Here is a 13,554-nt window from a genome sequence, read left to right as displayed (position 1 = left end):
GCCGTGTTGCATCACCTGAGCTACCCAAGCTGAGGTTCTGGCATCTAGCCTGTGCCGGGAATGGGCGCGATGTCGTCGCCTTGCGCGAGCAGCCACGCGAGCGCAACCTGAGCGGGGGGCGCGCCGAGCTGCTTGGCGACGTCGTCCACCTGCTCCACGATCCGGATGTTCGCCTCCAGGTTGTCCCCCTCGAAGCGCGGGTTGGACCGGCGCCAGTCGTCGGCGTCGAGCTGGTCGAGCGAGCGGATCGTGCCGGTGAGGAAGCCGCGGCCGAGCGGCGAGTAGGGCACGAAGCCGATGCCGAGTTCGCGCAGGGTGGGGAACACTTCGGCCTCGGGGTCGCGCGTCCACAGCGAGTTACTCGGTCTGGATGGCGGCGAGGCGCGCCGTCACCTCCTCGAGCTGGCGCCCTGATTCGGGGCGGAAGCCGGCGGCAGGGTGCCGGGCGGTCGAGCGGACACTGGCTGAGGTTCCACCGACGCCTGGCCTGGAACTGCCCGTCCATAGCGGAGTTACATCTATCTAGGTGTTGCGAGCAGTTCGCCGCTGACGACACCGTGAGCCGTACGGACGGCGGCCACGGACCAGGCGCCGACGAGGAGCGCGTAGAGCAGGACCGCGAGCCAGTCGAACGCGACGAGCCCGGTGTGCCGGGCCAGCCCCTCGGCGCCGGTGACGCAGGTCCCCACCGGGAAGGTGAACGACCACCAGGTCATCGCGAAGCCCATGCCCCGGCGGTGGGCCCGCACCACCAGCGCGGCGGCGAGCCCCAGCCACAGCAGCGCGAAGCCCATCACGGGGACGCCGTAAAGGACGGCGAAGACGCCGAAACCCTGGTCGTACGGGGCGGGCAGGACCCCCGGCGCGAAGTCCGCGAACTTGCCGACGGCGGTCGTGGACTGGCCGAGCGGGCCGAGCACCAGGAACAGGGTCGGGGTGAGGACGAGCGGCAGCGGGCCTGCGGTGATGAGCCGGGCGAAGATCATCGGCAGCATCACGAAGGTGGCCAGCAGACTGAGCCCGAACATCGCGACGCACGCGAGAAGAAGGGTCTCCCGGGGCTGACCCGGAGGGAGATGGGGGACGAGGAGGGGCCCGAGGGCGGCGGAGACCATCGGCGCGACGAGGGGGAGCAGCCAGACGGGGGTGGCCTGGTCCGGCTCGATGCGATGCCGGACGACCATCAGGTACGGGACGGCCACGGCGGCGACGAGACCGACGGCCGTACCGGCGGTGAACAGAACGGCGTCCAGGACGACAGCCGGGTGTGTGCCGATCCAGTCCCGGCCGACGACGAGGGTGGCGCCGCCCACGGCCAGCAGGGCCATGGCGAGGCAGCCGTAGAAGGGGGCCATGGCCGGGTCGAGGAGGTGGGCGCGGGCCTGGTCGCGGTGGTGCGTCCAGTGCAGGGTCCGGGCGCAGAGCAGTGCGATGAGCAGGGCCAGTGAGAGCGCCCACATGGCGGTGCATACGGTGCGCAGGCCCGGGACGTCTCCGGGCAGCCCGGCGCCCGCCGTGGCCATGATCGCGGTGCCCATCGCCGAGGCGTACCAGTTCGGACCGAGGTGGCGGACGGCGGCGGCGCGCGGATGCCGGGCTTCCGCGGTGGGGAGCGGTAGCGGTAGGCGGGGCTCGGCTGCGGTGACCATGTCCCCACGGTCGTGCCGGGGCGGGCTCCCCACCAGGGAGTATGGAGCTATGGGGGCATAAGCTGGGTTTATGGGTACTGGGACTGAGGGGTCGATAGGGGGCGGGGCGGGCGAGCCCGGCGGGGGTATGGCGGGCGGGCCGGCCGGGAGCAGGGCGGGGCAAGGAGACGGCGCCAGGGCCGGGCAAGGAAACGGTGGCAAGGCCGGGGAAGCGAACGGTGGCAGGACCGGGGAAGCGAACGGCGGCAAGGTCGGGGAATCGGCCGGGATCGCGCACCGCGTGCCTGATCTCGGGGCGCTGGAGTTGTTGCTCGCGGTGGCGCGGCTGGGGAGTCTCGGGCGGGCGGCGCGGGAACTGGGGATCACTCAGCCCGCCGCCAGCAGCCGGATCCGCTCCATGGAGAGGCAGTTGGGCGTGGCCCTCGTCGACCGCTCACCACGAGGTTCGCGGCTCACGGACGCCGGGGCGCTTGTCACGGACTGGGCGCGGCGGGTCGTGGAGGCGGCCGAGGCGTTCGACGTGGGTGCGCAGGCGCTGCGGGACCGCCGTGACTCGCGCCTTCGCGTCGCGGCCAGCATGACGATCGCCGAGTATCTGCTGCCGGGCTGGCTGATCGCGTTGCGCACGCAGCGCCCGGACACGGCGGTGTCGCTCCTCGCGGGGAATTCGACGGTTGTCGCGGAACGTCTTCTCGCCGGTGAGGCGGACCTCGGCTTCGTGGAGGGGCTGTCCGTCCCGGCCTGTCTCGACTCGGCGGTCATCGCGCACGACCGGCTGATCGTGGTGACGGCGCCGGCGCATCCGTGGGCCCGTCGCCGGGCGCCTCTCGACGGGGCGGAGCTCGCGTCGACCCCGTTGATCCTCCGGGAGGAGGGCTCGGGCACGCGTCAGGTTCTCGACGCGGCGTTGGGCGGGCTTGCCCGCCCTCTGATCGAGCTCTCCTCGACTACGGCGGTCAAGGCGGCCGCGGTCAGCGGGGCGGGGCCCGCCGTCCTGAGCGAGCTGGCCCTCGGCGAGGAACTGTCGGCGCATCGGCTGGTGAACATCCCGCTCTCCGGAGTCCAGCTCCGCCGGGACCTCCGGGCGGTCTGGCCCACGGGACACCGGCCGACAGGTCCGGCACGGGACCTGCTGTCGCTGACCCGGGGGGTATAGGGCCGGCGCGGGTTGTCTCGCCCCCGCCGCCCCTACCCGTCCCGTCCCGTTCCTGGGGGCTCCGCCCCCAGACCCCCGTTCGGCCTGGGCGGCCTCGTCCTCAAACGCCGGACGGGCTGAGATGCCTGGCGGAGCCCCCAGGGATGGGACGGGCAGGGGCGGCGGGGGCGAAGGAACCCCACGGGCAGGCTCACGATGCGGCTCGCACCAAGGCTCCCATGACGCGCTCGTCCTCCCCCATCTCCGGATGCCACTGCACCCCCAACACCCAGCCGGGACGCGGCAGTTCGATCGCCTCGACCGTCCCGTCCGACGCGTGCGCGCAAGCCACCAGCCCCTCCCCGAGTCGCTCCACCGCCTGATGGTGATACGTCGGCACGGCGCACGACTCCGGCGCGATCTCCGCGTACAGACTGCCCGGCACGGGCGTCACCTCGTGGCGCCCGACGACCCCGACGTCCTTCACATGTCCGTCGAGGTGCTGGATGAGCGTGCCGCCCAGGGCGACGTTCAGAAGCTGCATGCCCCGGCAGATGCCGAGGAGCGGGGTACCGGAAGCCAACGCGGCCTGGATCAGGGCCAGTTCCCAGGCGTCGCGCTCGGGCGCGGGCGGCCCCGTACGCGGCGAGCGCTCGGCGCCGTAGCGGGCGGGGTCGACGTCCGGGCCGCCCGCGACGACGACCGCGTCGAGCCGCGCGACGGCCGCGGCCGCCTGTGCCGGCTCGTCCGGCGGCAGCATCGCGGCGAGCCCGCCCGCCCGCTGCACGAGCCTCGGGTAACCGGCCGGCAGCAGCGCCGCCTCCAGCTCCCACACGCCCCAGCGCGCCCGGGACTCCAGATACGTACTCACACCGATCAGCGGTCTGCCCACGCCGCCCCCTTCTTTCCAATGGAGTGGAAGTAAACCTTTGATGGTGGCATCAGGCCAAGAACCCTCGCAGCAGCGCCGCCGTCCCCGCGCAGTGCTCCCGCATCATCTCCCGCGCCCCGTCCGCGTCGCCGTCCAGCACCGCCTCGACCAGCGCGGTGTGCTGGCGCTGGGAATGCTCCAGGTTCCGTACCAAAAGGGGGATGCAGTCCAGCAGGTCGTTGACGGACGCGCGGACGGCCGCGTACTGGGCCGTCAGCGACGGGGAGCCGCACAGTTCCGCGAGGGTGAGGTGGAGCATCGTGTCCAGGCGGCGGTAGTCGGCCAGTGGCGCGTCGTGGGTGCGCGCGAGCGCCTCGCGCAGCCGGTCGGCCTGGCCCTCGTCGAGGCCGTGCGCGGCGCACAGTCCGGCCGCGCCCACCTCCAGCACCTCGCGGAAGCGCAGCACGTCCTCGATGTCGACCTCGGCGACCCGGCGCCGCAGCTCGTGCTCGCCGGGTGCGTCGGCCCGCGGCAGCACGAACGTTCCGCCGTACCGGCCCCGCCGCGACTCGACCAGGCCCTGGTCCTGAAGCACCTTCAGTACCTCGCGCAACGTCACCCGGCTGATCCCCAGCCGCTCCGCCAGCTCCCGCTCGGCGGGCAGCCGCTCGCCGCCGGGCACCAGGCCGAGCCGGACGACCTGGAGGATCTGCTCCAGCGCCTCCTCGAAACCGTTGCCCGCCCGCACCGGCCGCAGTATCGGCGTCAGCCGGTCCTGCGGACCTGCCAGGCCGTTGTCAGGGCCCGTGTCAGGACCCGCCTGTGTCATCAGGTCGTGCCCCCTTCCCAAGCAATGGTTCTCGGCAATACCTTATGGCTCTCGGCTGACCCAAGGAGGCTTTTCCGGTGGCAGACCGCACACCCCCACTCGCCGTCGAGGAACTGCACGCCCTCGTTGCGGGCGGCGAGATCGACACGGTCGTCCTGGCTTTCCCTGACATGCAGGGGCGGCTCCAGGGCAAGCGGTTCGCCGCGCGCTTCTTCCTCGACGAGGTCTTGGAGCACGGTACGGAGGGCTGCAACTACCTCCTGGCCGTCGACGCCGAGATGAACCCGGTCGACGGGTACGACATGTCCTCCTGGGACCGGGGCTACGGCGACTTTGCCATGCATCCGGATCTCAGCACCCTGCGGCGCGTCCCCTGGAACGAGGGCACCGCCCTGCTCATCGCCGACCTCGCCTGGAACGACGGCTCCCCGGTCGTGGCCGCGCCCCGCCAGATCCTGCGCGGCCAACTCGACCGCCTCGCCGAACTCGGCTTCACCGCCCAGGTCGGCACCGAGCTCGAATTCATCGTCTTCAAGGACACTTACGAGCAGGCGTGGGACGCGCACTACCGAGGCCTCACCCCGGCCAATCAGTACAACATCGACTACTCGGTCCTCGGCACCGGCCGCATCGAGCCGCTGCTGCGCCGCATCCGCAATGAGATGCAGGCCGCGGGGCTGGTCGTCGAGTCCGCCAAGGGCGAGTGCAACCCCGGCCAGCACGAGATCGCCTTCAAGTACGACGAGGCCCTCGTCACCTGCGACCAGCACGCCATCTACAAGACCGGCGCCAAGGAGATCGCCTCCCAGGAGGGCGTCTCGCTCACCTTCATGGCGAAGTACAACGAGCGCGAGGGCAACTCCTGTCACATCCACCTCTCGCTCGCGGACGCGGACGGCACCAACGTCATGGCCGACGGCCACGACATGTCCCCGGTCATGCGGCACTTCCTCGCCGGGCAGCTGGCCGCGCTGAGGGACTTCTCGCTCCTCTACGCGCCCAACATCAACTCGTACAAGCGCTTCCAGCTCGGCTCCTTCGCGCCGACCGCCGTCGCCTGGGGGTACGACAACCGCACCTGCGCCCTCCGGGTCGTCGGCCATGGTCGCTCGATGCGCTTCGAGAACCGGCTGCCCGGCGGTGACGTCAACCCGCACCTGGCCGTCGCCGGGCTCGTCGCGGCCGGCCTGTACGGCATCGAGCAGAAGCTGGAGCTGCCGGAGCCGTGCGCGGGGAACGCGTACGCCGCCGCCGACTACGCGCACGTGCCCACCACCCTGCGCGAGGCGGCCGAGCTCTGGGAGAACAGCCCCATCGCCAAGGCCGCCTTCGGCGACGAGGTGGTCGCGCACTACCGCAACATGGCGCGCGTCGAGCTGGACGCCTTCGACGCCGCGGTGACCGACTGGGAGCTGCGCCGCTCCTTCGAACGCATGTGAGGCCTCACTTGTCGCAACTGCACGAGCAGTCCGAGCAGTCCGAGCACTACGAGCATGACGGACTGGACGTCCTCGATCCGACGACGGAAGAAGTCGTCGCCACCGTCCCCGGCGCCGGAGCGCAGGACGTCGACGCCGCCGTCCAGCGGGCGAGCCGCGCCCAGCGGGCCTGGGCCGCCGCCGCGCCGACCGACCGTGCCCGGCTGCTGCGCCGCTTCGCGACCGTCGTCGACGACCACATCGAGGAGCTGGCCCGGCTCGAAGTCCGCGAGGCCGGCCACACCATCGGCAACGCCCGCTGGGAGGCGGGCAACGTCCGTGACCTCCTCGACTACGCGGCCGGGGGAGTGGAGCGGCTCACCGGCCGCCAGATCCCGGTGCCGGGCGGTCTCGACGTCACGATCCTGGAGCCGCTGGGCGTCGTCGGCGTCATCGCGCCCTGGAACTTCCCGATGCCCATCGCGGCCTGGGGCACCGCCCCCGCGCTCGCCGCCGGCAACGCGGTGATCCTCAAGCCCGCCGAGACGACACCCCTGACAGCTCTGCGACTGGCCGAACTCGCCCTGGAGGCGGGCCTTCCGGAGCACCTCTTCCAGGTGCTGCCGGGTGCGGGGCCCGTGGCGGGCAACGCGCTGGTCGAGCACCCAGGCGTAGCGAAGATCGTCTTCACTGGGTCGACGGCTGTGGGCAAACAGGTGTGGGCGAAGGGTTCGGCCCTGCTCAAACGCGTCACCCTCGAACTCGGCGGCAAGAGCCCCAACATCGTCTTCGCCGATGCCGACATCGAGGCCGCCGCGGCCGCCGCCCCCATGTCCTTCCTCGACAACTCCGGCCAGGACTGCTGCGCCCGCACCCGCATCCTCGTCCAGCGTTCCGCCTACGACCGCTTCCTCGAACTCCTCGCCCCGGCGATCGAGTCCGTCGTCGTCGGCGACCCGTCCGACGAGCAGACCCAGATGGGCCCTCTGATCTCCCGGGCGCAGCTGGACCGCGTACGGTCGTACGTCGACGGCGCCGGCGACTCCGACGCCGAAGCGCCCGGCATCCGCGGCAAGGCACCCGAGGGCCCCGGCTTCTGGTTCCCGCCCACCGTCCTGACCGACATCGACCCCCGCGCACGCGTGGCCGTCGAGGAGGTCTTCGGGCCGGTCGCCGTCGTCCTGCCCTTCGAGGACGAGGCGGACGCGATCCGGCTCGCCAACGCCACCGAGTACGGCCTGTCCGGCTCCATCTGGACCCGAGACATCGGCCGGGCGCTGCGCGTCTCGGGGGCCGTCCGCGCCGGGAACCTCTCCGTCAACTCGCACTCCAGCGTCCGCTACTGGACCCCCTTCGGCGGCTACAAGCAGTCGGGGATCGGCCGCGAACTCGGCCCGGACGCCCTCACCGCCTTCACCGAAACCAAAAACGTCTTCATCAGCACGGAGGGCCCCGCACAGTGACCGAAGCGACCGAAGCGACCGAACAGAACATCTGCCGCCGGCTGGTCGGCCGCACCGCCGTCATCACCGGCGCCGGCAGCGGCATCGGCCTCGCCACCGCGCGCCGGCTCGCCTCCGAGGGCGCCCACGTCGTCTGCGGCGACGTCGACGAGCAGCGCGGCAAGGCGGCCGCCGAGGAGGTCGGCGGGACCTTCGTGAAGGTCGACGTCACCGACCCCGAGCAGGTCGAGGCGCTCTTCAGGACGGCGTACGACACCTACGGCTCCGTCGACATCGCCTTCAACAACGCGGGCATCTCACCACCCGACGACGACTCCATCCTGGAGACCGGCCTGGAGGCCTGGAAGCGCGTCCAGGAGGTCAACCTCACCTCCGTCTACCTGTGCTGCAAGGCCGCGATCCCCTACATGCGGCGCCAGGGCAAGGGCTCCATCATCAACACGGCCTCCTTCGTGGCGCGCATGGGAGCCGCCACGTCTCAGATCTCGTACACGGCCTCCAAGGGCGGCGTCCTCGCCATGTCACGTGAACTGGGCGTGCAGTTCGCGAGGGAGGGCATCCGCGTCAACGCGCTCTGCCCCGGCCCGGTGAACACCCCCCTCCTCCAGGAGCTGTTCGCCAAGGACCCGGAGCGGGCTGCCCGCCGTCTCGTTCACATCCCGGTCGGGCGATTCGCGGAGGCGGACGAGATCGCCGCGGCGGTCGCGTTCCTCGCCAGCGACGACTCCTCCTTCGTGAACGCCACCGACTTCCTGGTGGACGGCGGCATCTCGGGCGCGTACGTCACGCCTCTGTAGACCACGGGGGCCTACGACTGTTCAAGCGGCCCCGGAGTGTGCCGGCACGGCCGGGTCATCTCCCGCACGGTCACGGCGACCCCGGGGTCTCCCCTCGGATCAGAGGAACGTGTGGCCTTCCCCGCGGTACGTCGGGACGGTCGCCGTCACCGTGTCGCCCGCCACGAGGTGCAGCGCGTCGAACCGCTCGCACAGCTCACCGGCCTTGGCGTGCCGGAACCACACCTTGTCGCCGATGAGCAGGTCGTCGGCGGGGGAGCCGAGCAGCGGCGTCTGCACCTCGCCGGCGCCCTCCTGGGGGTCGTATCTCAGCCCCTCCGGGAGATGGGGAACGGGCAGCCGGTCGGGGCCCGCAGCGCCGGACGCCGGGTATCCGGCGCCGAGGACCGTGACGACGCCGACGCCCGGCCGACGGACGACGGGGTGGGCGAAGAGCGCGGCGGGACGCCCGCTGAACGACGTGTAGTTGTCGAAGAGACGCGGAACGTACAGCCCGGACCCCGCCGCGATCTCGGTGACCGCGTCCTCGGCGGCCGTGTGCTGCACGCTGCCGGTGCCGCCGCCGTTGACGAACTCGAGGTCCGGCTCCACAGCTCGCACGGCGCGCACGACCTCGGCACGCCGCTGGGCGAGCTCCTTGCGCGCGGTGGCCTGCATGAGCCGGACGGCACGCGACCGGAAGGGCCGGCCCGCGACGGAGTCGCCGACGCCCGCGATGTGCCCCTCGTACGCCATGATCCCCACGAGCTTGAACCCGGGCCGGCGGACGACGGCGCGGGCCAAGTCGGCGACCTGGGAGGGCGAGTGCAGCGGCGAGCGCAGGGCCCCGACCCGGACCCGCCCGCCGAGCAGCTTGAGGGAGGTGTCCAACTCCAAACAGACCCGCACGACCTCGGTGCCGCCGTCGCGTGCCTCGTCGATGAGGCGGAGCTGGGCCGGGTCGTCGACCATGACGGTCACGGCGGCCGCGAGCTTGGGATCGCCGGCCAGTTCGGCGAAGGCCGCGCGGTCCGCCGACGGATAGGCGAGGAGTACGTCGTCGAACCCGGACCGCGCCAGCCACAGGGACTCGGCGAGCGTGAAGGACATGATGCCCGCGAAGCCGTCCCGGGCCAGGACGCGTTCGAGCAGGGCGCGGCAGCGCACGGACTTGCTGGCGACCCGGATCGGCTTTCCAGCGGCCCTGCGGACCAGGTCGTCCGCGTTCGCGTCGAAGGCCTCCAGGTCCACGATCGCGAGAGGAGCGTCGAGGTGAGCGGTGGCCCGGTCGTAGCGGGCCCGGTCTGCGGCGCGGGCAGTCATGACCGAAGCCTGCCAGACTCGATTACCGCAGGGTAGGGGGACGTTCCGGGCAGATGCCCCGGGGTCCTGGACCGATGCCCTCCCGGCCCACGTCAACCCGTAGAGTGACGCGCACGCAGGGAGGAACGACCTTGCCCGGGCTCAGTGCCCGGGATGACGGTCCACCGGTGCGGGTATGCGTGCCCGTGACGGGCGAACCGACGGGGAGGTTCCTTCCGCGCGCGTGAAACGTCTCGGTACGAACTCCGGGACGGGTCGGTTGCCCGGGTACGAGGAAACGGGGGGTGCATGAGCACGGAAGCGCGCCGCGCCTCCATTCCGCCACGCCCGGCAACACCCCCGCACCCGGAACAGCCGCCCGTGACACGAGAGTTCGCCGAGTCCGGAGGATCTCCTGTACGGGAAACGGCCACCCCACCACGGCCCGAGGGATCCCCTGCGCGGGAGCCGGATACGAGGGATGAGACCACGCCGTCCCGCCAGGCGCCCGTGTCGCGGCCGGGTGACCCCGCGCGGGGGGATGCGATACCACCTCGCCCGGTGAATCGGCCGTGGCCCGAGGGATCCTCACCGAGGGGAGGGATTCCGCCGACCCGCTCGGCGTCCGCGTCGCGGCCGGGCGGCCCCGCGGTACCGCTTCGCCCGGCGGCTCCACCCCGGACCGGGGGATCCTCGGTCGACCGGGACACCGTGCTGCCCCGGCCGGAGCAGTCCCCGATGCGCGGCGACGCCGTGCCGCCCCGCCCTACACACCCGCCGTCGGGCAGCGCTCGACCGCCCCGCTCGACGGAGCCGCCCGCGGACGGTGAGCCCTGGTGGTCGCTGGCCCGTCACCAGGACATGCCCTCGGCCACCCCGCAGCCCGCGTCCCCCCGTCGTTCGGAACCGTCCGCGACGGGCGAGCCCTGGTCGCTGCCCGGTCCCATGCCCTCGGCCGCCGCCCCGCAGCCTGCCCCACCCCGCCCGACAGCGCCGCCCGCCATGGGAGACGCCCCCGCTTCGCGCACCCCCCACCGCGGGCAGCCGCCTTCCGCGGGCGACGCGATGCCGCCGCTCTCCGGCACCTCCGCCGACGCGGTGCCGCGTTCCGGTGCTGATGCGCGTGGGTCGTCGTCGTCCGGTACGGCGGTCGCGGGAGCGCGCTCGCGCGGCGACTCGGAGCGGTCCGACAGGTCGGTGCCGTCCGGCACCGCCGCCCACGCCGTACCGCGCCCGGCAGGCGCGTCCCCTGGGCCGTTGTCGTCGGGCGCCTCGGACGATGCCGCGCCCGGCTCGGCCTCCGGTTCCCGTGCGCCGCGGCCCTTCCGGTTTGCGAGCGACCCGAAGTCGTCCTCCGCGGCGGCGGGTTCCGGGCCCTCGGCCGCTGCGACGCCTTCAGCGGCGCCGGCGGACGCTCCGGCCTCTCCGCGCGCCTCCGCCCCGCAGCCGGACACGGCCCCGCCCCGCGAGGAAACGCACCCGCCCCTGCCCGGACGGCGTCCCACCCCCGAGACGCTGCCCCCGCCCGCGGCCTCCGCCCGTTTTCCCGACACCCCGCCGTCCGGCTGGCGGCCCGGCATGCCGCACACCATCCCGGGGCGGAACGCCGCACCCGAAGAGGGGATCACGGAGACGACCACGCGACTGCGGCCCATCCCCGCGGAGGTCCCCGCAAAACCGCCCACGTCCGCAGGCCCGCTCCCCGGCGCGGGGCGCCCTTTCGTCACGTTCGCGCGGCCCGAGGTGTATGACGAGGACACCGCACGCCTGCGACCCGTGGGCGCACGTACCCGTCCCCGGGTGGTCGCGGTCGTGGCCTGTGTCGTCCTGGGACTCGGACTCATCGGCGGTGCGGCGACCGGGAGTTGGCTGACCGGGGACAGCGCGGGCGCGGACGGTGCGCGCGGCGCGTTCACGGCGGCCGGGAGCCTGTGGCACAGCGTGCCCGTGGATCAGCTTTTCCCGCCCACCGTGCAGGGCCAGGGCGCGGGGCCGGGCGGCGCCGACCGGACGTGGACCCGTATCGCCGTCGCCCCCGACAGCGGCTGCGCGAACGCCTTCGACCCGCTCCTGCGCAAGGCCCTCGCGCCGGTCGGCTGCCTGCGGCTGCTGCGTGCCACCTACACGGACGCGACCCGCAGCCATGTCACCACCGTCGGCCTGCTGTTCACCAAGGCGGACGCGGCGGCCATGACGTCCCTGAAGACCCGTTTCCAGCAGGAGGGCCTCGAGCGGCGGACCGATCTGATGCCCCGCCCGTACGCCGTCGAGAACACCGTCGCCGCCGGCTTCGGCAACGCCCAGCGCGCCTCCTGGACGGTGTCCGTCCTCACCGACGCCCCCGTCGTCGTCTACGCCGTCTCCGGCTTCGCCGACGCCCGCGCCGTCACCGACCCGCAGCCCGCCGAGGACGCCATGGAGTCCGGTGCGACCACGGCCCCGGCCCAGGCCGGCCTTGGCCACGAGGCACAGGGCCTCGCCGACCGCATCGAGCGAAGCCTCCGCAAGACCGTCGTCTCGGCCACGGAGAAGCCGTCATGAGCCACGGACCGGGACAAGGCCTCGGCCCCCACGGAAAGAGCCTCGGGGCCCACAAGGCCGGAAAGGGCCTCGGCGCCCGCAGGACCGGACACCGCCCCCGCACGCGCAGGGCCGGACTCCTCAGTGTGCTGCTGGCCGCTTCCCTCGCCCTGCTCCCGTCCACCGACGCGCACGCCGACGACATACGCGCCAAACAGTGGGCCCTCGACGCGATGCACACCCAGCAGGCCTGGCGCACGACAAAGGGCGAGGGCATCACCGTCGCCGTCCTCGACACGGGCGTCGACGACCAGCACCCGGATCTGGCAGGCAACGTCCTGACCGGCAAGGACCTGGTCGGCTTCGGAGCCGTCCGAGGCGACCGCGCCTGGGCCCGGCACGGCACCGCCATGGCGGGGATCATCGCCGGCCACGGACACGGCCTCGGCAACGGCGACGGCGTCATGGGCATCGCCCCCGAGGCGAAGATCCTCCCCGTCCGCGTCATCCTCGAAGACGGCGACTCCGCCCGTACGAAGGCACGCAACACCCGCGGCAACGCCCTCGCCGAGGGCATCCGCTGGGCCGCCGACCAGGGCGCCGACGTCATCAACCTCTCCCTCGGCGACGACTCCAAGTCCGCCCATCCCGAGCCCGCCGAGGACGCCGCCGTCCAGTACGCCCTGAAGAAGGGCGCGGTGGTCGTCGCCTCGGCCGGCAATGGCGGCGAGAAGGGCGACCACATCTCGTACCCCGCGGCCTACCCGGGCGTGATCGCGGCGACGGCCGTCGACCGCTACGGCACCCGCGCCTCGTTCTCCACCCGCCGCTGGTACGCCACCGTCAGCGCCCCCGGCGTCGACGTCGTCATCGCCGACCCGGACGACAAGTACTACGAGGGCTGGGGCACCAGCGCCGCCTCCGCGTTCGTCTCCGGCGCGGTCGCGCTCATCAAGGCGGCCCACCCGGGCCTGTCCCCGGCGCAGATCAAGAAGCTCCTGGAGGACACGGCCCGCGACGCCCCCAGCGGTGGCCGCGACGACTCCCGCGGCTACGGCTTCGTCGATCCCGCGGCCGCCATCGAGGCGGGCGGCCGGCTCGCGCCGGAGGACCCGCAGTCGGCCGCGTACGACCGGAAGTACTTCGGATCAGGCCCCGACGCCGCCGAGCAGGACGACTCTCCGTCCGGCTGGCTCGGCCCTGTCGCGGGCGGCTTCGGCGTCGTCCTGCTGGCCGCGGCCGTCGTCCTGTGGCGGGGCCGCAGAGGACCGCGCCGGTACGACGACAGCCTCTAGAGCTAGGGCCTGTCGTTTGGATCACGCCGCGGACGCGGGGTCCGGCACGCGCGTCTGCGGCGTTGTCGTCGGTTGCCGATGCTCCGCATCGACGCCCTCCTCCGCCTTGCAGCCTCACGCACCAGACCCCGCTCACCGGCGCCGACAAGGCATCGTCGATTCCCCGCGACCTGATCCAAACGACAGGCCTTAGGGCCTGTTCGGCGGATCAGGTCGCAGACGCGGGGTCTGGTGCGCCCATCTGCGGCGTTGTCGTCGGTTGCCGACTCCCCCAAGTTCTCGGCTTCGCTCGAACA

At 72.8% G+C, this 13,554-nt stretch carries 11 protein-coding genes and 1 pseudogene; 6 read left to right on the top strand and 6 right to left on the bottom strand.

Annotated elements, in window-relative coordinates; genetic code table 11:
• Positions 1–50: 50 nt before the first annotated feature.
• Together AB0D57_RS12655 and AB0D57_RS12650 are read right to left on the bottom strand one after the other, a co-directional pair.
• A pseudogene (locus tag AB0D57_RS12655) lies at positions 51–356 on the bottom strand (aldo/keto reductase); the annotation flags it as partial.
• A gap of 162 nt (positions 357–518) precedes the next feature.
• Complete coding sequence (locus AB0D57_RS12650; RefSeq protein WP_362070855.1) at positions 519–1,649, bottom strand: TDT family transporter; 1,131 nt, start codon at positions 1,647–1,649, stop codon at positions 519–521.
• Between the two features lie 127 nt (positions 1,650–1,776).
• Between AB0D57_RS12650 and AB0D57_RS12645 the strand changes: the two genes are divergently transcribed.
• The gene (locus AB0D57_RS12645; protein ID WP_362071030.1) at positions 1,777–2,805 is read left to right on the top strand and encodes a LysR family transcriptional regulator; all 1,029 of its coding nucleotides are present in this window, start codon (positions 1,777–1,779) and stop codon (positions 2,803–2,805) included.
• A gap of 190 nt (positions 2,806–2,995) precedes the next feature.
• Here the strand turns inward: AB0D57_RS12645 and AB0D57_RS12640 are convergent, their stop codons facing one another.
• Positions 2,996–3,676 carry a gamma-glutamyl-gamma-aminobutyrate hydrolase family protein gene (locus AB0D57_RS12640; RefSeq protein WP_362070853.1) on the bottom strand — a complete coding sequence of 227 codons (681 nt, stop codon included), beginning with the start codon at positions 3,674–3,676 and terminating at the stop codon, positions 2,996–2,998.
• 49 nt (positions 3,677–3,725) lie between these two features.
• Positions 3,726–4,484: an FCD domain-containing protein gene (locus AB0D57_RS12635; protein WP_362070851.1), complete on the bottom strand. Its 759-nt coding sequence runs from the start codon at positions 4,482–4,484 to the stop codon at positions 3,726–3,728.
• Positions 4,485–4,561: 77 nt separating this feature from the next.
• Here AB0D57_RS12635 and AB0D57_RS12630 point away from each other — a divergent pair, with 77 nt between their 5' ends.
• From AB0D57_RS12630 to AB0D57_RS12620, 3 genes are read left to right on the top strand one after another with little or no spacing between them, the layout of a single operon-like run.
• On the top strand, positions 4,562–5,923 hold the full coding sequence (locus AB0D57_RS12630; RefSeq protein ID WP_362070849.1) for a glutamine synthetase family protein: 1,362 nt from the start codon (positions 4,562–4,564) through the stop codon (positions 5,921–5,923).
• Positions 5,924–5,931: 8 nt separating this feature from the next.
• Positions 5,932–7,365 carry an aldehyde dehydrogenase family protein gene (locus AB0D57_RS12625; protein WP_362070847.1) on the top strand — a complete coding sequence of 478 codons (1,434 nt, stop codon included), beginning with the start codon at positions 5,932–5,934 and terminating at the stop codon, positions 7,363–7,365.
• On the top strand, positions 7,362–8,162 hold the full coding sequence (locus AB0D57_RS12620) for a 3-oxoacyl-ACP reductase (RefSeq protein ID WP_362070845.1): 801 nt from the start codon (positions 7,362–7,364) through the stop codon (positions 8,160–8,162). The genes AB0D57_RS12625 and AB0D57_RS12620 overlap by 4 nt, the downstream gene beginning before the upstream one ends.
• A gap of 99 nt (positions 8,163–8,261) precedes the next feature.
• Here AB0D57_RS12620 and AB0D57_RS12615 read toward each other — a convergent pair whose 3' ends face one another.
• Positions 8,262–9,464 carry an amino acid deaminase/aldolase gene (locus AB0D57_RS12615; RefSeq protein ID WP_362070843.1) on the bottom strand — a complete coding sequence of 401 codons (1,203 nt, stop codon included), beginning with the start codon at positions 9,462–9,464 and terminating at the stop codon, positions 8,262–8,264.
• 830 nt (positions 9,465–10,294) lie between these two features.
• Positions 10,295–11,023 (bottom strand): hypothetical protein, encoded by a 729-nt coding sequence (locus tag AB0D57_RS12610; RefSeq protein ID WP_362070841.1) that lies wholly within the window; start codon positions 11,021–11,023, stop codon positions 10,295–10,297.
• On the opposite strand from AB0D57_RS12610, the gene AB0D57_RS12605 reads away from it, so the two are divergent.
• Together AB0D57_RS12605 and mycP are read left to right on the top strand one after the other, a co-directional pair.
• On the top strand, positions 11,022–11,984 hold the full coding sequence (locus AB0D57_RS12605) for a hypothetical protein (protein WP_362070839.1): 963 nt from the start codon (positions 11,022–11,024) through the stop codon (positions 11,982–11,984). The genes AB0D57_RS12610 and AB0D57_RS12605 overlap by 2 nt on opposite strands.
• The gene (mycP, locus tag AB0D57_RS12600; protein WP_362070837.1) at positions 11,981–13,258 is read left to right on the top strand and encodes a type VII secretion-associated serine protease mycosin; all 1,278 of its coding nucleotides are present in this window, start codon (positions 11,981–11,983) and stop codon (positions 13,256–13,258) included. Before AB0D57_RS12605 ends, mycP begins: the two co-directional genes overlap by 4 nt.
• Positions 13,259–13,554 lie beyond the last annotated feature (296 nt).

This window comes from Streptomyces sp. NPDC048275, assembly GCF_040652275.1.
GTDB lineage: Bacteria > Actinomycetota > Actinomycetes > Streptomycetales > Streptomycetaceae > Streptomyces.
The sequence above is the reverse complement of the archived record's forward strand: the minus strand, read 5'-3'. Positions and strand labels throughout refer to the sequence as shown.